This is a genomic window from Methanobrevibacter sp., from assembly GCF_017410345.1.
GTDB lineage: Archaea > Methanobacteriota > Methanobacteria > Methanobacteriales > Methanobacteriaceae > Methanobrevibacter.
Window position 1 is genome coordinate 70,156 of record NZ_JAFQQZ010000044.1, and the last position, 24,200, is coordinate 94,355.

20 protein-coding genes and 7 tRNA genes are annotated in these 24,200 nt (G+C 35.7%); 11 read left to right on the plus strand and 16 right to left on the minus strand.

Translation table 11 applies throughout. The features are described 5' to 3' along the window. Window positions 1-4 precede the first annotated feature (4 nt). Window positions 5-1,576 (minus strand): NAD(P)H-hydrate dehydratase, encoded by a 1,572-nt coding sequence (locus IJE13_RS05770; RefSeq protein WP_292778175.1) that lies wholly within the window; start codon window positions 1,574-1,576, stop codon window positions 5-7. 171 nt (window positions 1,577-1,747) lie between these two features. Here IJE13_RS05770 and IJE13_RS05775 point away from each other — a divergent pair, with 171 nt between their 5' ends. Further along, entirely contained in the window at window positions 1,748-2,878 is a 1,131-nt protein-coding gene (locus IJE13_RS05775; RefSeq protein ID WP_292778177.1) for an NAD-binding protein, read from the plus strand. Between the two features lie 52 nt (window positions 2,879-2,930). On the opposite strand, the gene IJE13_RS05780 is transcribed toward IJE13_RS05775, so the two are convergent. Together IJE13_RS05780 and fhcD are read right to left on the minus strand one after the other, a co-directional pair. Then, window positions 2,931-3,503: a transglutaminase family protein gene (locus tag IJE13_RS05780; protein WP_292778179.1), complete on the minus strand. Its 573-nt coding sequence runs from the start codon at window positions 3,501-3,503 to the stop codon at window positions 2,931-2,933. A gap of 178 nt (window positions 3,504-3,681) precedes the next feature. Next, window positions 3,682-4,575: a formylmethanofuran--tetrahydromethanopterin N-formyltransferase gene (gene fhcD / locus IJE13_RS05785; protein WP_292778181.1), complete on the minus strand. Its 894-nt coding sequence runs from the start codon at window positions 4,573-4,575 to the stop codon at window positions 3,682-3,684. A 235-nt stretch (window positions 4,576-4,810) separates the two neighbouring features. Here fhcD and IJE13_RS05790 point away from each other — a divergent pair, with 235 nt between their 5' ends. After that, entirely contained in the window at window positions 4,811-5,200 is a 390-nt protein-coding gene (locus IJE13_RS05790; RefSeq protein ID WP_292778183.1) for a hypothetical protein, read from the plus strand. A 77-nt stretch (window positions 5,201-5,277) separates the two neighbouring features. On the opposite strand, the gene IJE13_RS05795 is transcribed toward IJE13_RS05790, so the two are convergent. Further along, window positions 5,278-6,522: a UPF0104 family protein gene (locus tag IJE13_RS05795; RefSeq protein ID WP_292778185.1), complete on the minus strand. Its 1,245-nt coding sequence runs from the start codon at window positions 6,520-6,522 to the stop codon at window positions 5,278-5,280. 202 nt (window positions 6,523-6,724) lie between these two features. On the opposite strand from IJE13_RS05795, the gene IJE13_RS05800 reads away from it, so the two are divergent. Together IJE13_RS05800 and IJE13_RS05805 are read left to right on the plus strand one after the other, a co-directional pair. Then, on the plus strand, window positions 6,725-8,200 hold the full coding sequence (locus IJE13_RS05800) for a TrkH family potassium uptake protein (RefSeq protein WP_292778187.1): 1,476 nt from the start codon (window positions 6,725-6,727) through the stop codon (window positions 8,198-8,200). A gap of 244 nt (window positions 8,201-8,444) precedes the next feature. Then, window positions 8,445-9,119, plus strand: a complete 675-nt coding sequence (locus tag IJE13_RS05805) for a TrkA family potassium uptake protein (protein WP_292778189.1) — start codon at window positions 8,445-8,447, stop codon at window positions 9,117-9,119. 95 nt (window positions 9,120-9,214) lie between these two features. Here IJE13_RS05805 and IJE13_RS05810 read toward each other — a convergent pair whose 3' ends face one another. From IJE13_RS05810 to IJE13_RS05850, 9 genes are all read right to left on the minus strand, one after another. Continuing rightward, window positions 9,215-9,823: an MBL fold metallo-hydrolase gene (locus IJE13_RS05810; protein WP_292778276.1), complete on the minus strand. Its 609-nt coding sequence runs from the start codon at window positions 9,821-9,823 to the stop codon at window positions 9,215-9,217. 201 nt (window positions 9,824-10,024) lie between these two features. Next, a tRNA-Trp gene (locus IJE13_RS05815) sits at window positions 10,025-10,180 on the minus strand. A gap of 38 nt (window positions 10,181-10,218) precedes the next feature. Next, a tRNA-Cys gene (locus tag IJE13_RS05820) sits at window positions 10,219-10,290 on the minus strand. A 116-nt stretch (window positions 10,291-10,406) separates the two neighbouring features. Beyond that, window positions 10,407-10,814: a Holliday junction resolvase Hjc gene (hjc, locus tag IJE13_RS05825; RefSeq protein ID WP_292778191.1), complete on the minus strand. Its 408-nt coding sequence runs from the start codon at window positions 10,812-10,814 to the stop codon at window positions 10,407-10,409. A 184-nt stretch (window positions 10,815-10,998) separates the two neighbouring features. Beyond that, a tRNA-His gene (locus IJE13_RS05830) sits at window positions 10,999-11,074 on the minus strand. A gap of 42 nt (window positions 11,075-11,116) precedes the next feature. Further along, window positions 11,117-11,199: transfer RNA gene (locus tag IJE13_RS05835), tRNA-Leu, on the minus strand. 46 nt (window positions 11,200-11,245) lie between these two features. After that, window positions 11,246-11,320, minus strand: a tRNA-Glu gene (locus tag IJE13_RS05840). A 33-nt stretch (window positions 11,321-11,353) separates the two neighbouring features. Beyond that, a tRNA-Ile gene (locus IJE13_RS05845) sits at window positions 11,354-11,427 on the minus strand. A gap of 5 nt (window positions 11,428-11,432) precedes the next feature. Further along, window positions 11,433-11,505 (minus strand) — tRNA-Asn (locus IJE13_RS05850). Between the two features lie 246 nt (window positions 11,506-11,751). Here IJE13_RS05850 and IJE13_RS05855 point away from each other — a divergent pair. The 4 genes from IJE13_RS05855 to hisE all read left to right on the plus strand — a co-directional run bounded on the left by IJE13_RS05855 (window position 11,752) and on the right by hisE (window position 15,633). Then, window positions 11,752-12,747, plus strand: coding sequence for a radical SAM protein (locus tag IJE13_RS05855; RefSeq protein ID WP_292778193.1), 996 nt, complete (start codon window positions 11,752-11,754; stop codon window positions 12,745-12,747). Between the two features lie 283 nt (window positions 12,748-13,030). Next, complete coding sequence (gene gatB / locus IJE13_RS05860) at window positions 13,031-14,386, plus strand: Asp-tRNA(Asn)/Glu-tRNA(Gln) amidotransferase subunit GatB (protein ID WP_292778195.1); 1,356 nt, start codon at window positions 13,031-13,033, stop codon at window positions 14,384-14,386. 96 nt (window positions 14,387-14,482) lie between these two features. Beyond that, on the plus strand, window positions 14,483-15,292 hold the full coding sequence (locus IJE13_RS05865) for a CBS domain-containing protein (protein ID WP_292778197.1): 810 nt from the start codon (window positions 14,483-14,485) through the stop codon (window positions 15,290-15,292). A 50-nt stretch (window positions 15,293-15,342) separates the two neighbouring features. Further along, window positions 15,343-15,633 carry a phosphoribosyl-ATP diphosphatase gene (hisE, locus tag IJE13_RS05870; RefSeq protein WP_292778200.1) on the plus strand — a complete coding sequence of 97 codons (291 nt, stop codon included), beginning with the start codon at window positions 15,343-15,345 and terminating at the stop codon, window positions 15,631-15,633. A 142-nt stretch (window positions 15,634-15,775) separates the two neighbouring features. Here hisE and IJE13_RS05875 read toward each other — a convergent pair whose 3' ends face one another. Together IJE13_RS05875 and larB are read right to left on the minus strand one after the other, a co-directional pair. Then, window positions 15,776-16,408 carry a GNAT family N-acetyltransferase gene (locus tag IJE13_RS05875; protein ID WP_292778202.1) on the minus strand — a complete coding sequence of 211 codons (633 nt, stop codon included), beginning with the start codon at window positions 16,406-16,408 and terminating at the stop codon, window positions 15,776-15,778. A 73-nt stretch (window positions 16,409-16,481) separates the two neighbouring features. Next, window positions 16,482-17,309: a nickel pincer cofactor biosynthesis protein LarB gene (gene larB, locus IJE13_RS05880; protein ID WP_292778205.1), complete on the minus strand. Its 828-nt coding sequence runs from the start codon at window positions 17,307-17,309 to the stop codon at window positions 16,482-16,484. A gap of 202 nt (window positions 17,310-17,511) precedes the next feature. Here larB and hypF point away from each other — a divergent pair, with 202 nt between their 5' ends. Next, entirely contained in the window at window positions 17,512-19,917 is a 2,406-nt protein-coding gene (hypF, locus tag IJE13_RS05885) for a carbamoyltransferase HypF (RefSeq protein ID WP_292778210.1), read from the plus strand. 173 nt (window positions 19,918-20,090) lie between these two features. Here the strand turns inward: hypF and IJE13_RS05890 are convergent, their stop codons facing one another. After that, window positions 20,091-20,600, minus strand: coding sequence for an ArsR family transcriptional regulator (locus tag IJE13_RS05890; RefSeq protein WP_292778213.1), 510 nt, complete (start codon window positions 20,598-20,600; stop codon window positions 20,091-20,093). A gap of 568 nt (window positions 20,601-21,168) precedes the next feature. On the opposite strand from IJE13_RS05890, the gene IJE13_RS05895 reads away from it, so the two are divergent. Both IJE13_RS05895 and dnaK read left to right on the plus strand, forming a co-directional pair. Then, window positions 21,169-21,801: a nucleotide exchange factor GrpE gene (locus IJE13_RS05895; RefSeq protein ID WP_292778216.1), complete on the plus strand. Its 633-nt coding sequence runs from the start codon at window positions 21,169-21,171 to the stop codon at window positions 21,799-21,801. Window positions 21,802-21,972: 171 nt separating this feature from the next. After that, the gene (gene dnaK, locus IJE13_RS05900; protein WP_292778218.1) at window positions 21,973-23,865 is read left to right on the plus strand and encodes a molecular chaperone DnaK; all 1,893 of its coding nucleotides are present in this window, start codon (window positions 21,973-21,975) and stop codon (window positions 23,863-23,865) included. The last annotated feature ends 335 nt before the right edge of the window (window positions 23,866-24,200 follow it).

A 24,200-nucleotide genomic window follows, 5' to 3' on the forward strand; every position in this document is an offset into this window, starting at 1 on the left:
TGAATTATTCAATCAAATCACTCATCACTGCACCTAAATACTGAGTCAGATCCTGAGCTCCAAAGCCGTATCCCTGTGCCTCATAGGCCAAATCTCCAGCCTTTCCATTTAGATAAGGGGCAAGCAATGCCGCATCAAAGCTATTCAATCCTTGGGACAATAAGCTGAGACAAATTCCCGCCAATGCATCTCCTGTTCCGCCAACAGTCATTCCAGGATTTCCTGTCCTATTGATCTTCAATCTGTTTCCATTGAAGATAAAATCATATTTGCCTTTCAATATGACTGAACCGTTAATGTTTTTAGTAATCTTGTGCAAACCATCAATCTTGTCATTGACTTTTCTAAAGTCGAGATTATCCTTATTGCTTAATTTAACTATCTTTTCAAGCTTATCCAAATCCTCACTTGGAATATCCTTAAAGAAAGACCTGAACTCTGACAAATGAGGTGTGATAATCAAATCCTCTTTTTTAGAGACTAAAGAAATATCAACCAATTTCAATGCATCTGCATCCAAAACCAATGGCTTGTCTATTTTCATTGCCAATACATTGAATAGCTTTCCAGTCTCTTCCATTTGACTTGAACCTGGACCTAATAGAACAGCATCCACCTTTGAAGCAAGTTCCAAAATATCATCCAAGTCCTCAAGGGAAAGATAATCTCCTTTTGCTTCAGTTACAATGAAATCTTCAGAGAATGATTTTATAGGAATTGCCGCATTCCTTGGAGTGTAGATATAAGTCAAGTCAACACCTGTTGCAATGGCTGCCTTAGCTGAAATTGCAGGGGCACCATAATAATCCTTGCTTCCCCCTACAATCAGGACCTTGCCATTGTTTCCCTTATGGGAATCATTGGCCCTGTTCTTCAGTCTAAGCAAATCGCCACCTTCAACAAACAATTCAGCTTCTATAGGAATTCCAATATCACAGGTGATGACTCCGCCGGTCTTTTCCTCACCTGCCAATTTGACACCGGTCTTGATCTTATGAAAGCTTACGGTATAGTCAGCATTTACAGCAATGTCTGATATCTCTCCAGTTAATGGATCCAAACCTGAAGGGGCATCCACTGCTATCTTTATGCCGTTTATTTCATTGATGATCTCCACTGTTTTTCTAACCTTTGTTCTGAGCTTTCCCTTGATTCCAGTTCCAAGAAGACAATCAAGTACTATATACTCACTATTGGAATCAAAATCAAGCTTGTCCAAATCTGAAGAATCCTTAATGAAATCAACAGACAATCGTGAAACTCTCGGTTCCATATTCATGAGTATTTCAAGGTTTGTGAATGCATCCTCAGACTTTATCTCATCTAAGGAATTTAAACAATACACTTCGACTTCAAAGCCTCTGTTCAATAAATGCCTTGCTGCGACAAACCCGTCTCCACCATTTCCACCAGAACCTGTGAAAATGATAACCTTCACTGGCTTTGAAAACTTGAAAGTTGAAAGGGTTGCCACCTCATCTGACAATGATTTGCCTGCATTCTCCATCAAGCACAATCGAGAAAGCCCTAAATATTCACAATTATAGTCTGTTGTCATCATATCTATTGGATCCATTATTTCACCTTTAATGCTGAATTATTTTTGAAGATTTAAAAAAAATATCATAAATAATATAATATATAAACTTACTAATAATTAAATATACAATAAAGAAAATTAATAATATTAATAAAAATCTTAATACTTGAAAAATAAGAAAAGTTTAAGAATTAATGGAGAATCATAATGAGTGAAATAAGAAAAATTATTGAAGATTTGAGAAAAAATAAGGCAGGAATGCGTGGAATCCTCGCTATTATCATAATTTTTGCCTATGGGATTTTAGGATCTTATTTCATCATGGGCCTTAACATAAATAACTCAATTTATTATACAGTCATAACAGTGGCAACTGTAGGATATGGAGATATAATACCAGTTACTCCACTTCAAAAATTATTTTCTACTAGTTTAGCCCTAACAGGTCTAGGATTGCTTGCATATATATTTACCATTATTATTAATTCATTTGAAGAAAACCTACACGACATCAGGAGTGGAAGACATATGGAAAAAAGATTGGCTGAAATGGAAAACCATTATATTTTATGCGGTTTTGGAAGAGTAGGTACCGCAGTCTATGAAGAACTGATGAAAAGAAACCAGAAAGTAATCATAATTGAGAAGAATGATGAAAAATTGGAAGACATCGAAGAAGATGACAATGTCATTGCACTTCATGCAAATGCAACAGAAGACAAAACCCTTAAAAAGCTCAATATTGACAAGTCATTGGGAGTGATAGTGACAACCGGAAGCGATGTTGACAATCTGTTCATAGTCCTTACAACAAGGGAACTCTATGAAGACGCTTGGATCATATCAAGGGCAAGCAAAAAGGAAAGCATCAAAAGATTGAAGAATGCCGGTGCAAACAAGGTTATTTCCCCTGAAGTGAGTGGAGGAAACGACATATACTTTGCTGCCGTACAACCTAACTTGGTTCATATCACTCAAAATCATGGAATCGATTTCCTTGAAAGGGAATTTGAAATACTTAAAAAGCACAATTGCCATTTGGAAAATATAGAATACCATTTCCCAGGAATCAGAACCCCTGTTACCAGAACCATTGGAGTCTTGGATGAAGAGGAAAAGGACCATTTCATTGATATGGTCAAGAACAATCCAGAGGTTAAGGAATCCTTGGATGTCATGTACAATTCAGTGAATGGAGTCCATTCCCATTGGATATCCGGACCGGATAAGACTCATGTGGACATGGCCATTGAAGAACTAAAAAAAGAAGGAAACCTTTTAGGCATTAATTTAGACTTTAAGGAAATAAATGAGTTTACTAAACAATTTAAAGAGTAAACTCTAACTTTTTTATTAAAAATAGCATAATATTAAAAAAACTGAAAAATAATTAAAACTCAAAATCTATATTCATTTCCATTAGATTCTCAGTTTCCTCAAGTTTATTAACTAGTCTTTCATCCAAATCAGGATTGTTATCGTGAAAATCAATTTCTCCAAATTCGCTTCTAGGTGAAAAGGCCAAGTAATCTTTTTCTAAACTAAAATCATCCTCCTCCTTTCCAACATTTCCACGAGCATCAAGCCTAATCCACTTATTTGAATCTTTAATATACACAGTATTTAAGGCATGGACAATATGACCTAAACTATCATCTTCAGCTATTGTAAGCAACTGATAACTGATTCCTGATGGAATTCCATTTGCCCTAAGAAGTGCTGCAAGAAGACATGATTTTGTCCAGCATATCCCTGTCTCATTTATTAATGCATCACTGGCTGTCCTTGAAACTATATTTGTTTGTATATCCCATGAGTGTGGAATTTCATCTCTGACAAAGATATAAGCTCTTTTAATATAATCTTCATCATCATATGATTGATCTTTTAATTCCTGAACCTTTTCTTGGATATGTGGGTTCATATAATCAATGCTTTTTGTCTCCGCTAAATATTCCTTCATTAAGATTATTCCTCCACCCAATAAATTGTAAATCTAATTTCAAAAAATTTGTTAAAAAATGATAAATAAATATAATAAAAAAAGAAAAAAGAGTTGAGATAATAGAATTATCTCAAAACATTAATACACCATCTTAAGCTAATGTACTAATTAAATTAAATTTTAATAAATTACAGAATTATTCAAATAATTCGTGTAATTTCATGATGTAACTACCTAATTTACCGTCAAAGTTACCTGCACTGATTTCAAGTACTCCGTCAACGGTACAAGCTGCCATAATACCTGCTTTCATAGCTGCTTTTACAGATTCTTCATCTACACCATCAATAACGATTTCAAATACACCATCAGCATCTGGTCTGATGTCAGAGTCGACTTGGTCTTTTAAGGTTACACACATTTTTTCGTTAGTGGATGCGTTTAAGAATTTGGAATATTTGTTGGATCCTACTTTGGAACCGGAAGCAACCATACCACCAGGGAATGGAGTGATGGTACCAGGTACGTGGGAAATTGCTTTTACAGCTAATTGAGCAGCTTTAACTCCAGCCATTACGTCTCTAGCTAAGATGAAGAAGTTTCCTCCAGCTACACCATCTTTGTAACCGAATTCGGATTCTACAATGAAGTCACCGGACATGATTGGAATGGAGTGTACTTTTCTGCCGTCAATGCAGCATTCTTTTTCGTAACCGTCACCGAAGAATTTGAGTTTGTTACCGGTTTTTAAGGTTTCTTCAGATTCAAGTAAGTTGAATGCAGCTGCAGTAGGAGCGGTTAAAACACACATACCGATTCTTTCCATTAATTCGTGGTCGAGTGCTTTTTTACCACCTTGACAGATCATGATTGCGTAACCAGGTCTTCCGTCAGGAGTACATTCAGCTGGTACAAAACAGTCAATACCTGCTTCAGCAGGACATCCGATTACAGAAGTTCCGTAACCAGTTGCTTCAGTTGCTGCGATTTTTGCAAGTCTTGGAGTTGCTGCAGTTACTAAGATTCTAGTTACTTTAATTCCGAAACCTTCTGCGAAAGTATCTTTAATTTCTACACCGTTAATTTCCATTTTTTCACCATTTAAATATTTAAATATTGAATTAGAATAAATTAAAATCTCGAGATTTAATTTAAAAAAATTAAAGTTATCTAATTTATACTAATAATTAATTATATATTAATTCATTAAAATAAAGTTTCCTATTTAATTGTAAAATAAAAAATTAATGAAGGTTCTAAAAAGTTAAATTTATTAAAAATATTTTACTAATATAATATTAAATATACAATTTAAGGTGTCTAAAATGGAAAGGGAAAGCTATTATTTTTTATTCCTGCTGATTGCATTTGCAATCTGCATTGGGGTATTCTGGTTCCAATTCAACAATGATGTGACTACATTCATGATAATCAATGCAACTGAAGTTACAGAGGGAGAATCCTTCAAGGGAGCATTGATGGATTCATATGGACAGGGAGTTCCAAATAAAACAATCACATATCATAAGCCAGGATATCAATTTGGAACATTGGTGGATACGCAGACGGATGAAAACGGCGAATTTGTGATAGAAAAAGCGGAGTATCTCTCCGATGCCCCTGAAGATAATTACTATGGTGATTTCACTTATGCCGGTGATGGAAAATATCAAGGCTGCGTATATGAAAGAAATGTTACTGTAGTGGCCAAATAATTAAAAAATAGATAAAATTTAAAATAGAAAAATAGAGCTATTCAATAGCTCTTAATACTCTTTTTATAAAAATTAGTTTACTGGTTTTGAACTGTTTCTTCCAAGACTTCTTTTTCTTCTTCAGTTACAACTTCAAGAACAGCTTCAGCTTCCAGAACCTCTTCATCTTCCATCTCATCCTTAGCTTCAGAAATTGGATCTTCGGTTTCACTATCCAAAGAATCATCTGTGGAATCCTCATCTATCTGTTCCAAGACCTTTTGTCCTTCTTCAGAAAGCTCATCATCACCTTCATTCTCATTTTCAGCCATTTCAAATGATCTGTCCAATACGGAAGTTCCAAACATTGAAAGGCAAAGCAATCCGATTGAAGTTGTCATCCAAAATGAAATCAATCTTTCCACAACAGTAGCTGCCGCACTGATTGAAGGTGTGATTCCTGCTGCAGCATAGAACAGAATCATAATGCCGTCTACAGCACCAAGACCTCCTGGAAGAAGAGGGACCATACCGACAAGTGATGCTATGATGAACACTTCACCAATGAGAATTGGAGAGACATCTGCCCCAAACGCTAAAAAGACCACATATACCCTTAAGATTTCAAATATCCAAATGAGGAAGGACAATGGCAAGGCATAATAGATAATGGTCTTATCCCTCATCAATGCATTCATTCTGGATTGGAAAGTTATGACCGCCTCAACAATCCTCTTTTCAGTATCCTCATTGAATTTCTTATAGAATCTGCGGGTTATCCTTATGACCCATGATGTGATCTTTACACCAAAGGATTGGTTGATGCACACATAGAGCAATAGGATAACCAAAGCGGTGATTCCGCCAACACAGAGAACCAACAGGATAATCCATGCGATATCCAACGAAAAGGTGAATATCATTCCAATGATTGTCAGAATGGAAAGTATGACGAATGGGAAAGTATCCAAAGCCCTGTCTGCAATGACAGTTGCAAAGGTGTCTTCAAACTTAAAATTGCCCTCTTTTGCCAAAAGATAGGCTCTTACAGGCTCTCCTCCGCCACGGCCACTTGGAGTGATGTTGTTTACAGCTAAGCTAACCAATACCATAGGAAGGGATTTTCTTATTCCCAAATCCATATCCGCGGTCTTGTTGATGATGTTCCATCTCCAAGTGAACAGAAAATAAGTGAAGAATTGACAGCAAACAGCCAATAAGACAAACCATAGGTTTGACATTTCTAAAGCCCTTATGACATCATCTATACCAATGAAGTATAGCATTACGGCCATTATTATCAAACCGACTATTAGGAATACAATAACTTTCTTGCCTCTCATTTTATCAACTGCTGTTTGCTATTTGGAATAATTCCCATATGACTTAAAAAAATTTTCAAATCCTTGAAAAAATTAACTTTATTAATAGAATATTTAATAAATCTTTTATATAAAATTATATATTTTTTTTAATATGGTTTGTACATATAAAAACTAAACTATAATAATATTTAAATACATAAAGGATATAATCAATATTTGTATGAAAAGGAAATATATCACTAAAGCAGATTTATTCGTTGTGCTCCATTACTTAGGGTACATAATGCAAGGGTTAGGAGTTGTATTGTTAGCTCCGATCTTAGTTGCATTGGTGTATGGAGAGTATATTAAAGTGAGCGCTTTTTTAATTCCCTGCTTTACTTCATTTGTTATAGGAACCTATTTCACTAACAAATTTAAAGGCTATAACAAGCTTAGGCTAAAGCATGGAATGCTGATATCATCCTTTGCATGGCTATGGGCTTCACTTATCGGAGCTTCAATCATGGCCCTTTCATTAGATATCCACTTTGTCGATGCCCTTTTTGAAAACATGTCCGCATGGACAGGAAGTGGAATGACTTTTTTTGTAAATGTTGAAATCTTGCCTAAATCCATCCTATTCTTAAGAAGCTTGGAACAATGGATAGGTGGATTAGGAATTGTAATCATATTCATCGGAATTTTAATCAGGTCAGGTACTGCAGCGGCCAGATTATACAAATCAGAAGCTAGAGAAGAAAAGATCAAGCCGAACATTGCAAACACCTTAAGGAAAGCTTTGGAAATCTACCTGATTTATACTGCACTGGGAATATTTCTTTTCATTCTGGCGGGACTTCCTATCTTTGATTCCATAAACCTCACATTCACCAGCATTTCCACTGGAGGAATGTCCATTAAAAATGCAAATGTGGGTTTCTATCAGAATGACTTGGTATACATCATCAGCATGTTCCTGATGATTGTAGGTGCAACCAGCTTTACAATCCACTATAGGATTGCAAAAACAAAAGGAAAGGCACTTTTAAAGGATGTTCAATTCCAATTGATGATTTCCCTAATTATCCTAGCAAGTGCGATCATTTTAGTGACAAACAAGATGGTGCCTATTGAAGAGATATTCACAGTCATATCTGCAATTACAACTACCGGTGCGAATGTTGTGCCTGCCCACGAACTTGCCACATGGAAAAGCTCCTCCCTTATCATTCTAATGGTCTTGATGGTTATTGGAGGTTCTTCAGGGTCCACAGTAGGTGGTATGAAACTCATTAGGGTCATTACAGTCCTTAAAGGAATGAATCTGACTGTAACTAACTTGGTCTCACCTGAAGGAAGAGTTGTTAGCACAAGGATTGGTGGGAAGAAGATTAATGAAAGAGAAATTAAAGAGGCTTCTGGATATATGGTCATCTTCTTCATGTTTTTAGTCTTCGGATGGCTGGTTATGACATTGTACGGATATGATCCGTTTACAGCACTCTTTGACGTTGTATCCCTTATAAGCAATAATGGATTAAGCACTGGAATAGTCTTCGGAGGATTGCCTCTTCCTGTAAAACTGACATTGATCTTCCTGATGTGGATTGGCAGATTGGAAATCATTCCTGTCTTAGTGGTATTCAGAACAATTGGAGGACTGATTAGTCCTAGAAGAATTAAAAATTCAATGAGAAATGGGCATAATGAATGAGATAATTTATTATGAACTTTAAACAGCCCAAAAAAAATCTATTTTAATTCTTGTTCCCATAAATAGGGAATGCCCCCTAAAATCGCCACGAAAAAATGCTATTTTTATATTGTTCTTATAAATTAAAACTAAGATTTAGAAAGATTTATAAGTATAAATTAAGATATTAATTTTATAAATTTTTTAAAGACTATTAAAAAATTAATGAGTTATCATATTTATAAAAGATTATTAGGTGATTGTTATGTATATTGTGATTATGGGCGGAGGTCGTGTAGGGCTTTCCCTTGCAGACCGTTTAATTATTCATGGTTATGATGTAACAATAATTGAAAGCAATGAAGACTTATGTGATAATGCTTCAGAAGAATTGGATGCAATGGTTATCTGCGGTAACGGAACAGATACAAAAACCTTGGAAGAAGCGAATATTGAGGAAGCTGATGTTTTTGTGGCAACTACAGGTAACGATGAATCAAACTTACTTTCTTGCATTTTAGTGAAAGAGTATACAGATGGAAAGATCATTGCAAGGGTAAGCAATCCTGACCACGAAGAAGCATTCAAGAAAGTCGGAATCGACAAGGTAATCAGCCCTGAAAGAACTGCTGCAGGATTCCTTGAGAAAGTCATTACAAGACCGAATGTAGCTGACTTGATGGCATTTGGTGCGGGTAATGCAGAGATATTGGATATGACAATTCAAAATCCAAAGGTATTTGGAAAGAAAGTTTCCGAATTCTCACCAACTAAGGATTATATCATCATATCCAGAAACAAAGGCAACCACGAATTGGAAATTCCTCAACCGGATGACATCTTAAGCAATGGTGACAAGATTTCCATTCTTGTAAAAAGAAACGCCTTTGAAAAAGCAGAAAAGAAATTTATGGGTGCAGGAGGATTATTCGGATTTTAAATCCCACTCCTAATATTTTTTTATAAATCAATAATTCATTCGTAATTATTAAAACTAATTTGTTTTTCAATAAAAAAAGAATGGGAAAACTAAGTTTATCTTATTCCCATCATCATGCAAGACATTTTGATATGCTGATTTCCATTATTTACCCAAGGGCCATGACCTGGAAGCAGATATTCAACATCCAATTCCTTCAAGCGCATCAATGATGCCTTCATGTCATTTGGATTTCCACCAATATCCATACGACCTACACCGCCATTTGCAAAGATTGTATCACCACAAATGAGAATCTCACCATCATACAAGGATATTCCTCCAGAGGTATGCCCAGGAGTTGAAATGATTTCAAAATCAGCTATTCTTTCCCCCTCTTCAAGTTCTATGTCAACATCATGCTTTCTGACAATTGAACCGAACAAGGAGGAAACGGTCAATTCACTGTCAGGGTCTCTCAATGCTACAGCATCTATCTTATGAATGGCTATCTTTGCATTCGGAAAGAAGTCATTACCACCAACATGGTCAAAATGGCAATGAGTGTTTACAATAAGATCTATATCCTCTGGCTCAATTCCTATTTCCCTTATTTGTGAGAATAATGTTGCATTGGATTGTCCTGTTCCGGTATCAACCAATATGTAATTGTAATCATCATCCCCATTTGAATCATCGATTAGATAAGAATTGGAATCCGCCATAAGTCCTTCTATACAATAGACATTTTTGATTTTTTCCATAATATCACTAAAATTAACTTTAAAAAATTGAAAATAATTAAAAAATAATCATTTTTCTTATCATATTTAATTTTTTAAAAAATAGTAAATAAATTTACCTAAAATAAACTATAAAATAAGTAAAATTGATAAAAATCGATAAAAATAGTAATTAAGTAAAAATGGGGTCACAGGGATTTGAACCCCGATCCTAGGATTTCTCATGCCTCAGTACTCCAATTGGTCATCACATAACCAATCTATACTGATTATCAGACTACGCGTATTTCTTCAAAGACAACTGGAGTCCCAGATGATGCCAGGTTACACCATAACCCCATACTTAATAGATTAACATATCAGATATGTTAACCTAAAGCCAAGAGAGAGATTTGAACTCCCGTGTAATTGGTCTGCAGCCAACCGCTTCGCCTCTAAGCTATCTTGGCATAATAATACAGTACTATAAATTATGTTTTAATAATATATAAACTTATTGATAAAATAAAAAAAATAGTAAAATATTGTCCAATTTTGACAAAAAGAATAATCATAAAAATTAAAATTAAAATTTCATTTGCTTGTCAAAGCCACAGATCTCATCAATCTCATATGCCTTTTCCAAACAATAATCCTTCTCCACCTTATAATTTCCATTTCTGGTTTTCTCGATTAAGTCTGGAGATAAAAAGAACCATTTTGTGTATTTGAATTTGACACCAAGATATGGGTTTGCACCAAAAGTCTCTGAAAACTCCACTAAAGCATCAATTTGAGGAGAATCAATATAAATCTTGTCTTTAGTAGTAGTCTTCACTTCAATAGCCAAGTAAATCTTGCCATTTCCTGCAATGACATCAGGCAATGGTTTTTTAGTGGCTCCTCCAGATGCTGGAGCTCTCATAGCAGCAAAATTTCTATCCCATAATTTGTGAACCAAATCCCTTTCTTCAGCTGAACCTTTTTTAGCCATATTAAAACCCACTTAAATGTAACCTAATTAATATTTAGTTTATTTTTTTATATATAAATAAAAGCAGTTAGAGCATTTGAAAAGTAATATTTCTAAAATTTTCTAAATAAAATGAAAAAAACTGAAAATAAAATGAAAAAATAGACTCATAGAAATGATAAAAATGATAAAAAAAGTTTAAAAATGGGGCCGGGGCCGAGATTTGAACCCGAGTCACAGGATCCACAGTCCCGTAGGATGACCGCCTACCCTACCCCGGCATATGAATACCATAATAGAATAAAAAATGAAAATAAAGATTATGCGGGGGCAGGGATTCGAACCCTGGTAGATCTGCATCAACAGGTCCTAAGCCTGTCTCCTTTGGCCGCTCGGACACCCCCGCTAATGAGAGGGAAGGAGATCCCCAAAAAATCTTCAAATATAAAAAATGCTCCGACCGGGATTCGAACCCGAGTCTTCGGCTCGAAAGGCCGAAATGATTGGCCGGACTACACCATCGGAGCAAATAATACCTATGATAAAACTAGAATATGCAATGGGCCCAATGGGATTCGAACCCATGACATCCCGGTTATGAGCCGAGCGCTCTACCTGGCTAAGCTATGGGCCCAGAAGCGCCGTCGACAGGGCTCGAACCTGTGACCAATCGGTTAACAGCCGAACGCTCTACCTACTGAGCTACGACGGCATAATAACCCATGCTTGCAAATCAAGTTTTATAAAAATTAACACTGCAAAAATACAGTAATAATATGTTGAATAACATACTATATAAATGTTTCTATAAAAAAAGTTTGAAAAACAAATCATCATTTGCCTCCTGCTCTACAAAATTTAATATATAAGAATATAATATAAATTAATAAAGAAAGAAGATGAGAATAGAGCAAATCTTCTCAAAAATCAATGAAAAAGAAAGACAAAAGGCGAAACCATGAATAATATAGACAGCATTGAAACACTTGAACTGGTCACAAAGGCCAATGCCCTCAGCTTGAAAAAGGGATATACAGAAATAAGTCTTGAAAGAGCTGTTTTCTTATCATGGTGGTGCGATAAGGGAGATTGCAAATTCTGCTATATGAGCACTCAAAAGAACAAGATCAAAGATCCCACAAAGGCAAAGCGCAGAGTGAACAACATATTGGCAGAAGCCGAAATGTGCAGCAGACTCGGATGGAATATAGAATTCCTTTCAGGAGGATACAAATCCTTCACTACACAGGAGATCAAATCAATAGCTGAAAACATACAATCCATAACCGGAGATGGGGTTTGGCTCAATACAGGAATCACTTCTGAACTTGAGGAATACGGCTCTGAAATCAAGGGAATCACCGGAGCTGTGGAAGCTGCAAATCCTGAGTTTCAAAAGACAGTCTGTCCAAGCAAGCCATTGGACCAAATCAGCGAGATGCTGGATAAGGCTGGAGATTTGGGATTCAAAAAAGCAATCACAATCATACTTGGTCTTGGAGAAACTTTCGAAGATGTGGAATACTTGAAGGACTACATCAGAGATCATAAAATCGATAGGGTGATCTTCTATTCCCTGAATCCTCACCCTGAAACCGAATACGTAAACAGTTCCCAGCCTGCATCAATGTATTATGCCAAGGTGGTCTCAACAATAAGACTTGAATTCCCAGATCTTGAAATAATCTGCGGAACATGGACCGACAATCTGGCAAATATAGGAATACTCATTTTAAGCGGAGCAAATGGAATCACCAAATTCCCGCTCTTCAAGATGTTCGGTACCAAATACGGCAAAAGGGTTGAAGAGGAAGTCAAATGGACTGGCAGAACACTTAAGGGAACCTTCACAGACAAAAGCAAATTAGGAAGCGAGAAAAGTGAAGTCAGCCCGGAACTGGACCCATACATTAAAAGATACATTAAGGATTCCTTAAAAAACAAATACAAATAATAAGAAGTACAAGAATCCCTTAAACAAATAGAAAAACCCTATTAAAAACTCCTTCATAACAACTTATTTTATTAATAATATATATTATAAAGAAAATCTTTATAAATATAAATATACATAAACTAACATAATATGAATTTATAGTTAATTAACATAACTTTCCAATTAACAGCTATTAACTACTTATTCTTATTTAATTAAAATAAATTATTTGACTAAAAAATAATTTAATAAAAAAATATAATATTTAAAAATCCTTGGAGGGATTGATATAGACGTAAATATGATGTGTGGACTTGAGATACATGTACAGCTTGAAACTGACTCAAAATTATTCTGTAACTGTCCAACAAACTATCAGGAAGCACCTGCAAACACAAACGTTTGCCCAGTATGCTTGAACCAGCCAGGTGCAAAGCCATTTCCAACAAATGAAAAGGCAATTGAAAACGCTTTAATGATTTCATTGATGCTTAACTGTAAGATTGACAAGAACTTCACTTATTTCATGAGAAAACACTATGACTATCCTGACTTGCCTTGCGGATATCAGAAAACCTCTGTGCCAATAGGCTATGAAGGGGAATTGAATGGCGTTAGAATCAGAGAGATTCACATGGAAGAGGATCCTGGACAATTCAAACCTGACAGAGGTATTGTAGACTTCAACCGTTCTGGAATCCCACTTATCGAGATTGTTACCGAGCCTGACATGCACTCTCCTGAAGAGGCACGTAACTTCCTGAAAGAGCTCATCAGAGTATTGGAATACAGTGGAGGAGCCCGTGGAGAAGGTACCATGAGAGCGGATGTAAACGTTTCCATCAATGGTGGAAACAGAGTGGAAATGAAGAACATCAACTCCATCAAAGGTGCATACAAGGCATTGAACTTTGAAGTGATAAGACAAAAGAATCTCTTGAAAAGAGGCCGTGAAGTAAAACAGGAAACCAGAGCTTTCCTTGAATCACAAATGATTACCGTTTCAATGAGGGACAAGGAAAATGCAGATGACTACAGATTCATCCCAGACCCTGACCTTCCACCAATGAAAATCAGCGACGAACAGATCAACAAGGTTCTTGACGTCATGCCTGAAGCACCTCACAACAAGGTGAAAAGGTTCATGGCAGAGTACGGAATCGATGAGGAATCTGCAAAAGTGCTTACATCCGAACTTGATTTGGCTCAATGCTACGAAGAGGTTGCTAAGGAAGTTGACCCTAAATTCGCAGCAAAATGGATGAGAGACGAACTCAAAAGGGTACTCACATACAATAAGCTTGACTTTGCAGATAGTGGAATCGTAGCTGATGACTTGATTGAATTCTTGAACATGCTCTTAAACAAGGAGATCACCACTAAGGCAGGTCAAAGAATCATCGAGCAAATGCCAAACAGCAAACAGACTCCAAAGCAAATAGCTGAAGAGATGGGATTGATTGGTGTTGTAAAAGATGATGAAGTTCAAGCTGCAGCAAAACAGGCAGTTGAAGAAAACCCTAAGGCTGTTGACGATTACCACAACGGTGAGAAAGGTGCATTGAACTTCCTGATGGGTCAAGTTATGAGACTGACCAAAGGAAAGGCAGACCCAAGAGAAACTGTTAAGATATTGAAAGAATTGCTTGAAGAATAATTGAATTAATTCAATTATTCAATATTTTTTTATAAGAATTAACTTAATTTAAAATATAATATTAATTTTTAAAAATCATTGTATGGGAGGATGAATATGGAACAAGAAAAGGCCACAGTAAGGGATTACATGACAAAAGATGTAATTACTGTAAGATATAATGCTCTCAACAAAGATGTTATTGCCTTGATGAAGGAAACAAAGCACGACGGTTATCCTGTAGTTGATGAAGATGGAATAATTGTCGGAATAATAACCGCTTACGACTTATTGTTAAAAGACTGGGAAACTGAATATGTAAGTGGAATAATGTCTACAGATGTAATCGTCGCAAGAGAGGACATGCACATCAACGACGCTTCAAGAGTGATGTTCAGACATGGTATTTCAAGACTTCCTGTTGTTGACAAGGGAAGACATGTGAAAGGAATCATGACCAACACAGATATTGTAAGGTCACATATCGAAAGGTCAACTCCAACTAAAGTCAACGCATTCAAGGAAACCATGGAAAAGCTCTATGACATCAAAACCACATTGACAAGGGAGGAAGTCCCTGTAGAAAAGATCAGACCTACTCAAGACAGAGTCTATGCCGATGAATTGCAGGGAAGAACCTACGAGCTTGAAAAGGGATTGGCTGAACCGACCATTGTGGTTAAAAGCGGAGACAGATATATCCTAGTGGACGGACATCATAGGGCAGTGGCATCTGTAAAATTAGGATTGGACAAGATCGATTCCTATGTTGTGGATTTCCACAAGGACATTAAGTTAGGTATGGAAAAGACTGCTGAAAGACAAGGATTGAATTCATTCAACGACATAACAATTATCGATGACGATCAGCATCCTTTGATTGCAATAACTGAAACCATTAAAAACTCACAGCGCAAGCATACCTAATCGAATTATTGATTTTTTTTAAGTAAATTACACTTTATGGAAGTGAATTGATGGTAGATGAAAAGATTTTAAGAGATGTTTATGAAGTATTGGAAAGCCGTAGGGATTCCCCAATAGACTCATACACCTCCAACATCATGAAAGACAGCGATAAAAAGGCAGAGGACAAGATCCTTGAAAAGATTGCCGAAGAATGTGGAGAAACCCTTATCGCCTCTAAAAATGATGAGAATTTGGTTTATGAATCTGTTGATTTGATATTTCATACATTGCTCCTTTTGGTTTACAAAGGAGTGGAATTCGATGAGATTCTGGAAGAATTTGAAAGAAGAAGAAAATAATTCTTTCAATAAAATCTTCTTTTTTTATGAAAAGATAATTAGTTTGAATAATTACGAATTAAATATTGAAAAATAAAAAATCTATAAAATTAAAAAAAATAGCAGAAAAAAAATAAAAAAATAGATAATAAATAGAAAATAGCTATTTTAAAACCAATTCCATATTACGCATCCCTCTTTTCTTTCCAGGAACACCGAATGATTTCCTATTGAAGACCTTAAATCCTTTGGAACTGTATAGCCTATATGCACCATCATTTCTAAAATCGGCATCCAAAACCACTCTTCTGCAATCCAAATCTTTTGCAAGCTGAATCAATTGATCCAAAGCTTCAGTTCCGTATCCTTTTCCCCTTTGATTGGAGCAGATAGCCAATTCGCAGATGTAAAAGTCTTCATCCTCAACATCTACCAAAACGAAATTGTCCATAAAGGAGACTTTTGAAAGACCTAATGCATCCTTGAATTTAAGGGTCTTGAACTGATTCTTAATATCACCTAATAGTGAATGTTGAACTCCCTTTCCTCCATTGAACATGCCGATTATTTCATTCTCCTCTACATCCTCATCATCAAAGAAGACATAGAACAGTTCATTTTCATCCTCTTGGGCACCTTCAGCAAAATCAATCAGAAGCAATCTGTTCCTAATGGCTTCCACACCTTCTTCCTTTGATTTGAAAACATGCTTGAATGTTCTAAAATCAACATCATAGATGAGCTCAGCCACTTTATAAGTATCATGAATCTCTGGATTAAAGTCTCTAAAAATCAATACAAACACCAATAAAATAATATAAATTAAAAACAAATAAGAATTAATAAAAAATTAATTGAATGAATAAAAATTATCCTTTAGACATCTTCACTTTTTTGGCAATGTTCTTTGCAATGGTTAAAGCAAAGACTCCTGCACCGAATCCATTGTCAATATTTACAACGGATAATCCTGGAGCACAGGATTGCAGCATGGAATACAATGCTGCCTTGCCGTCTGCACCTACACCATAACCTACAGATGTTGGAACGGCAATCACAGGAACATCAACCAATCCTGCAACAACAGAAGGAAGTGCCCCTTCCATTCCTGCGCAGACGATGAATGCGCAAACATCTTCCTCCACCATATGAGCGATTTGAGGGAAAAGCCTATGAATTCCCGCAACGCCAATGTCATAGGAGCTGATGACTTCACATCCTCCCTGTTCAACAATGACCTTTGCCTCTTCAGCAATTGGAATGTCGGATGTGCCGGCAGTTAAAAGTCCTATCTTGCCATATTCAGGATTGAAATCAACTAAAGCATCCGTATAGATAATCAAGATCTTTGCTCTTTTATTATAGTCAAATTTGATTCCCTTATCAAGCAAATAAGCCAAATCTTCATTTAATAACTCATATCTTTCCTTAGATAATCTTGTAATTATGATATTGCTCTTCAATTCAATTGAACCATTTGACTCTTCCTTTTCAAAATACCTTTTGATAATGGTCAATAGATCTTCATAATCCTTGCTATCTGCCAAAATGGCTTCTGGGAATCCAGTCCTATCCCTACGGGAAGTGTCTATTTGAGCCACATCATCCAATTGGCGAATGCTTTCAGCCTTTAAGAGAGTCTCGCATTCCTCTATTGAAATCTTTCCTTCAGCAAGACTTTTAAGAATTTCCTTCATTTTATCACAAACATTATAAAATCAATAATTTAACTAAGAATACTTTTTAAAAATTTAATTAAATTCAAATCACAATAGAAAACATTATATTAAAAAGATTTATAATTACTATAATATATAATTAATATATTGAATATAAATTATATTATTATTTTATTATTATCTTTTTATTTTATTTATGATTTTATTCTAGATGGTGGAAATGAGAACAAGAAAAGTATTGGTTGAAGGGATTGTACAAGGAGTGGGATTCAGGCCCTTCATATATAGGATAGCTACTGAATTAAAATTGGTAGGTTATGTCAGGAACTTGGGAAATGTAGTGGAGATAATAATCCAAGGTTCTGATGAACAAATAGCTGATTTCATATACAAACTCCAAAATGAACTTCCGCCAATAGCTAAAATAAACAACTTGGAAACCGAAGATCTTGTTGAGGCAGAAGAATATGCTGATTTTACAATCAAGGAAAGTTCAGACAGTTTCTCAGGAACATCAGTCATTCCACCTGACCTTGCAATCTGCGACAAATGCTTGGAAGAGATAAACGATCCAAACAATAGAAGATACAATTATCCATTCAATGCCTGCACTGACTGCGGGCCTCGTTTTACTGTAATTGAAAATGTCCCATATGACAGGGACAAGACCACCATGGACGATTTCCCATTATGCGATGAATGTGAAGTGGAATACAAAAACCCTCTCGACAGACGTTATCATGCAGAAGCAAGCTGCTGTGAAGTCTGCGGACCATCCTTGGAATTGTATGGAAAGGACAATCAAAATCCAATTAGGATAGATTGTGAAGACCCCTTGAAGGAAACCGCAAGACTCCTTGATGAAGGAAAGATATTTGCAATCAAGGGAATTGGAGGAACACACTTAGTTGCAAATGTGATGATGGAAGATACTGTAAATCTCCTAAGGGAAAGATTGGGAAGAGAAAACCAGGCTTTTGCAGTTATGAGCCCAAACATTGAAACCGTCAAAGGATATGCAATCGTATCAGAAGCTGAAGAAAAGACATTATTATCAAAGGAAAGGCCTATTGTAATCCTAAAGAAGAATGATGATTATGATTTCGCAGAGTCAGTTTCACCTGGTCTGCACAATATTGGAGTCATGTTGCCATATGCCCCATTGCACCATCTACTGTTCAATCATACCGACACTCCAGCTTATATCATGACTTCAGCTAACGTTCCTGGAGAGCCTATGATGATTACAAACCAGGAAATCCTTGAAAACCTTGATGAAATAGCTGACTATTACCTCATCCACAACAGAAGAATACTCAATAGATGCGACGATTCCGTGGCCAGATTCAGAAACAATGAGCTTGCATTCATAAGAAGATCAAGAGGATACACTCCAGAACCATACGACCTCAAAGGAAAATACATCCATCTGAATCCAGAGTTCGATAACTTAAACATTCTCGCTCTTGGTCCTGAACTTGACGTCACATTCACTATCCTTAAGAATTCCAAGGCATATGTGTCCCAGCATATCGGAAATACCAACAAGTACAGAACCTATGAATTCCTCCAGGAAGCAATCAAGCATATGATGAGGATTACAAAAACCGATGATTTCGATGCAATCGCATGTGACTTGCACCCACAGTTCTTCACTACAAAGCTTGCAAAAGAGCTTGCAGATGAATATGACTGTCCATTGATACCTGTTCAGCACCATCATGCCCATGGAATCTCATTGTTAAATGACCACTATTCAAAAGAGGAAGGAAATGAATATGATGAAATGATCATAATCGCTGCAGATGGAGTGGGATATGGTGGAGACGGCAACTCATGGGGTGGAGAAATACTGTACACAAACATTAAGGATTATGAAAGAACAGCCTCATTGATGCCTCAGAAGATGCCTGGTGGAGATTTGTGCACTAAATTCCCAGTGAGAATGTTGGCAGCCATACTTGCAAATCCAAACAGTGACTATGAAAGCGAAAAGTACACTGAAGATTACATAAAGGAACTATTGAATGAAAATTACATCAACTCATTCCAGCATGGAGCAATTGAAATAAAAAGTCTTTTCAGGCAATTGGAAACCAATCTCAACGTTGGAATAAACACAAGTACCGGAAGGGTTCTTGATTCCATTTCAACCGCTCTCCACATATGTGACAGACGTACCTACGAAGGGGAAGCCTCCATGAAATTGGAATCATACGCTTATGATTACAAAGAAGAAGACAAGCTCGAAGACTTCCCAATAATCATTAAAGAATATGAAGATGAAAACGGAAAGAGAATGATTCTTGATACTACTGCAATACTCAGATATGTTGTAGACAAGATTGAAGAAGGAGAGAATCTCAATAAGATTGCAGTTGCAGGTCAAAAGGCAGTTAGCATAGGACTTGCTAAGCTTGCCGTGGAATCCGCAAGGGAAAAGGGAATCAGAACAATAGGTGCAACAGGCGGAGTGTTCTACAACGAGGCAATCACATCACACATTAAGAACTATGTGGAAAAAGATGGATTCGAATTCATTCAACACATCAACTCCTGTCCGGGAGACGGATCAGTATCCTTAGGACAGGCAATAGTTGCTGGAATAAATCTCAAGGATTTGTAAAATAAGAAAATAAATAATAATGAAAATATTATTTATTATATATTATATTTATAATATAGTATTTTTTATATAATACTATTTTTAATTTATTTAATTTAAAAAAAAGTAAAAAAAGAAAGACAATAAAAAGAATAATAAATATTATATTATTATATTATTATTTTAATAATAATCTAATATCTATTATAAGTTCTTTCCAAAATGTATTCTGCTCTTTCCTTCAAGTTGTCGTATAAGCGTATTTGACTTTTCAATTCTTCAATGGCTTCTGTCTGACCTTGGTCAATTCTCTTTTCAATGTCCAATAACTTAGACCATTCGTCACCAGAAGGCAATTGCTTAATGTCATTTTGAGGATTTAGCATATCCTCGGAAATTGCCACATTGAATGAATGCTTGGTGATTGTAATGCTGACATTCACATCATTAGGCATGTCATAATACTTACGAGGGCGACCTCTGACCACTTTTTTTGTTGAAGATGTTAAGATTCCCACATCTTCCATAGCCCTTAAATGTTCAATAATGGCTTTCTGACCTATTTGGAGCTCTTGGGATATTTCACTGACAAATCTTGGCTCTTCCCTTAAGAGATCCATGATATCACGTCTGGTCTTGCATCCCATAACATCAAGAATGGCTTCCATATCAACATCATCTTGCTGTCTTTGGTTCTGTTCCATAATTTGACCTCCACTTTTTAAAAAAATTGTAAAAATAAATTAATATTTCTGCACTATGCTCTATAATAATATAAGTCATAAGTATTATATTAACTTTTTGTTACTAAAAACCGAAATCTTTATATAACATTTTGTTACTATAATAAGTATAGAGAAAGATAACATTTTGTTACTTTAATATAAATTGACAAAATAAAATCTAAATCCAACGGTTATTTATTAAAAGCAGAACTTAAACAAATCAAAAAATCAAACTTCTGTCAATGAATAACTTAAACTCAAAAAGTTATTATGAGAAACCTATAAGATTCTAAAAAATAATAACAAACCGGATAAACACAAATCAAAGAACATTTCAAAATCCTCTTTAAAAATCACACTATAAACAAAGATTTCCTAGATTTAAGCCCACACCCTAAATCTAGAAACATAAAACACTTTTCTATTAACCCATATAATAGAAAAAACAAATCAAATTTCTTTGATTGAAGTCATGAATATTAAAGGAGCTTATCGCTCTCTTTCTCTTTCATTATAACTTTATGATAAATTCATAAAAGGTGAATAAATGGCTAAGAAAAACAAGAAAGAAAAATCTGAAGATTTGAATATTGAAGAAGATCAATCCAAACTTCAGGAAGAAAAGGAAGAAGCTCCTTCTGAAGATGAAGAAAAATCTGAAGATGAAGAAGTGCCTTCTGAAGGAGAAGAAGAAAAGGAAGATGATGAATTAGCTAAATTGAAAGAAGACCTTGAAAAGAAAGATGAAGAGATCATAGAGCTAAAATCCCATATACAAAGACTTCAAGCAGACTTTGATAATTTCAGAAAGCAAGGTGAAAAGCAAAAGCAAGACCTGATAAGATATGCAAATGAAGGCCTCATTGTAAAATTCATAGACATCTATGAGGATATGGAAAGGGCTCTTGAAAACTCAACTAACGAAGAAGAACTTAGAGAAGGTTTAGAACTAATTTATTCAAAAATGAAAAATACCTTAGAAAAGGAAGGTGTTGAAGAGATTCCTGCAGTGGGAGAGAAATTCGACCCATTCAAGCATGAGGCATTGCTTACTGTAGACAGTCCGGATCATGAAAACAATGAAATCGTTGATGAACTCATGAAAGGATACACCTTGAAGGATAAGGTAATCAAATACTCTAAAGTTAGAGTTTGCAAAAAAGCTAAAAAAGAAGAATAATCAAAATATAAAAAATTAAAATTCATATTTATAAATTATTATAAAATTAAAATTATTTTAATCTTAAAATAATTTTTCTAGCAAATATTTTAAGAAATCTTAAAATTAAAATATCTGCAAATAAAAAATCAAAATAACTTTTATTAAAAACAAAATGTAAAGGTGAAAACTATGTCTGATACTAAAAAAGAAAAAATCATTGGAATTGACTTAGGAACCAGTAACTCTGCAGCTTCCGTACTTGTCGGTGGTAAACCTACCGTTATCCCAAGTGCAGAAGGTGCAAGCCAATATGGTAAGGCATTTCCAAGTTATGTCGCATTTACCGAAGATGGCCAGCAATTAGTTGGTGAACCAGCAAGAAGACAAGCTGTAACCAACCCTGAAAACACTATCAGTGCAATCAAAAGAAAAATGGGTACCGACTACAAAGTAACCATCCAAGGAAAACAATACACTCCACAGGAAATCTCTGCAAAAATCTTGCAAAAGATCAAAAAAGATGCGGAATCCTTCTTAGGAGAACCTATTGAAAAAGCGGTAATCACCGTACCTGCTTACTTTGACGACAACCAAAGAACCGCAACCAAAGACGCAGGAACCATTGCAGGCCTCGATGTAGTAAGACTTGTAAACGAACCTACCGCAGCAAGTTTAGCTTATGGTATCGACAAACAGGATGACGATGATGACGTAAACATTTTAGTATTCGATTTAGGTGGAGGTACCTTAGACGTAACCATCATGGAATTCGGTGGAGGAGTATTCGAAGTGCAATCCACCAGCGGTGACACCCAACTTGGTGGTACCGACATGGACAACGCTTTAATGAACTACTTAGCAAGCGAATTCAAAGCTGAAACCGGAATCGACCTAATGACCGATGACCAAGCTGTACAAAGATTAAGAGAAGCAGCTGAAAAGGCAAAGATTGAATTGTCCACTACATTGACAAGTGAAGTGAACTTGCCATTCATCTGCATGGGCGCTGACGGCAAACCTCACAACCTCATCAACAACTTGACCAGAGCAAAATTGGAAGAATTAGTAGATCCTATCGTAAACAAATGTGGTCAACCTATCAAACAGGCATTGGATGATGCAAAAATGACCAAAAACGACATTGACAAAATCATTCTTGTCGGCGGACCTACTAGAATGCCAATCGTACAAAAATTCGTAGAAAACTACATCGGCAAACCTGTAGAAAGAGGAATCGACCCAATGGAATGTGTAGCAATGGGTGCAGCTATCCAAGGTGGAGTATTAGCTGGAGAAATCAAGGACTTAGTTCTCTTGGACGTTACCCCATTATCCTTAGGTATTGAAACCTTAGGTGGAGTATCAACCACCCTTATTGAAAGAAACACTACAATTCCTGCTAAAAAGTCTCAAATCTTCTCAACTGCAGCTGACAACCAACCTTCCGTAGACATTCACGTAGTTCAAGGGGAAAGAAAAATGGCAGCAGACAACACCACTCTTGGAAGATTCCAATTAGTGGGAATACCTCCTGCACCAAGAGGAATGCCTCAAATCGAAGTAACCTTCGATATCGATGCAAACGGTATTATCAATGTTACTGCACAAGACAAAGGAACCGGCAAGGAACAATCCATTACCATCACTTCCTCTACCAAATTGACTGACGAGGAAATCGAAAAGGCTGTCAAGGAAGCTGAAATGAACGCTGAAGCAGACAAGAAGAAACAAGAGGAAATTGAAGTTAGAAACAATGCCGACTCCATGATCTACACTGCAGAAAAAACCATCAATGAGGAAGAAATCAAGGACAAAGTCTCTGATGATGAAAGATCCAACATTGAAAGATTGGTTGCAGAACTCAGGGAATTAATCAGCGGCGACGACATTGCTGCAATCAAGGAAAAAACCGATGAACTTACCAAAGTGGTTCAAGACATCGGTGCTAGAATCTACCAAGAGGCTGCAGCAGCACAACAAGCAGCACAAGATGCAGCAGCTGGCGCTGACCCTAACGCAGGAGCAGGCCCACAAGATGACGATGACGGCACCATTGATGCTGAATTCGAAGAGAAAAAATAGATTAAAGCAATAGCTTTTAATCTATTTATTTTTTGATTTTATTTAATCTCAAAAAAATTTATAGAAACATTTGAAACTCTCAAAAATCAAATTTAAAGATTAATAAATGGAATTCTTTTAGACATTCCTCCTTAGTTTTTCTTAGCCACTTATACCTTTTAATGTCTGAAGAATTCTTTTTATTAATTAAATATTAAAAAAATCAATTAAACGTAAATTAATAAATTAAATTAAGTTTAAATATTAAAATTAACTAATAATTAATTTAGTAAATATTATTAGCTAAAATTTAATTAAATTATCAGAAAATAATGAAAAAATAATTTAATTAAATT

Bases quoted from the DNA above. Each gene is read 5' to 3' on its own strand.
- IJE13_RS05770 (WP_292778175.1), bottom strand. From the start codon at position 1,576: ATGGATCCAATAGATATGATGACAACAGACTATAATTGTGAATATTTA.
- IJE13_RS05775 (WP_292778177.1), top strand. From the start codon at position 1,748: ATGAGTGAAATAAGAAAAATTATTGAAGATTTGAGAAAAAATAAGGCA.
- IJE13_RS05780 (WP_292778179.1), bottom strand. From the start codon at position 3,503: ATGAAGGAATATTTAGCGGAGACAAAAAGCATTGATTATATGAACCCA.
- fhcD (WP_292778181.1), bottom strand. From the start codon at position 4,575: ATGGAAATTAACGGTGTAGAAATTAAAGATACTTTCGCAGAAGGTTTC.
- IJE13_RS05790 (WP_292778183.1), top strand. From the start codon at position 4,811: ATGGAAAGGGAAAGCTATTATTTTTTATTCCTGCTGATTGCATTTGCA.
- IJE13_RS05795 (WP_292778185.1), bottom strand. From the start codon at position 6,522: ATGAGAGGCAAGAAAGTTATTGTATTCCTAATAGTCGGTTTGATAATA.
- IJE13_RS05800 (WP_292778187.1), top strand. From the start codon at position 6,725: ATGAAAAGGAAATATATCACTAAAGCAGATTTATTCGTTGTGCTCCAT.
- IJE13_RS05805 (WP_292778189.1), top strand. From the start codon at position 8,445: ATGTATATTGTGATTATGGGCGGAGGTCGTGTAGGGCTTTCCCTTGCA.
- IJE13_RS05810 (WP_292778276.1), bottom strand. From the start codon at position 9,823: ATGGCGGATTCCAATTCTTATCTAATCGATGATTCAAATGGGGATGAT.
- hjc (WP_292778191.1), bottom strand. From the start codon at position 10,814: ATGGCTAAAAAAGGTTCAGCTGAAGAAAGGGATTTGGTTCACAAATTA.
- IJE13_RS05855 (WP_292778193.1), top strand. From the start codon at position 11,752: ATGAATAATATAGACAGCATTGAAACACTTGAACTGGTCACAAAGGCC.
- gatB (WP_292778195.1), top strand. From the start codon at position 13,031: ATGATGTGTGGACTTGAGATACATGTACAGCTTGAAACTGACTCAAAA.
- IJE13_RS05865 (WP_292778197.1), top strand. From the start codon at position 14,483: ATGGAACAAGAAAAGGCCACAGTAAGGGATTACATGACAAAAGATGTA.
- hisE (WP_292778200.1), top strand. From the start codon at position 15,343: ATGGTAGATGAAAAGATTTTAAGAGATGTTTATGAAGTATTGGAAAGC.
- larB (WP_292778205.1), bottom strand. From the start codon at position 17,309: ATGAAGGAAATTCTTAAAAGTCTTGCTGAAGGAAAGATTTCAATAGAG.
- hypF (WP_292778210.1), top strand. From the start codon at position 17,512: ATGAGAACAAGAAAAGTATTGGTTGAAGGGATTGTACAAGGAGTGGGA.
- IJE13_RS05890 (WP_292778213.1), bottom strand. From the start codon at position 20,600: ATGGAACAGAACCAAAGACAGCAAGATGATGTTGATATGGAAGCCATT.
- IJE13_RS05895 (WP_292778216.1), top strand. From the start codon at position 21,169: ATGGCTAAGAAAAACAAGAAAGAAAAATCTGAAGATTTGAATATTGAA.
- dnaK (WP_292778218.1), top strand. From the start codon at position 21,973: ATGTCTGATACTAAAAAAGAAAAAATCATTGGAATTGACTTAGGAACC.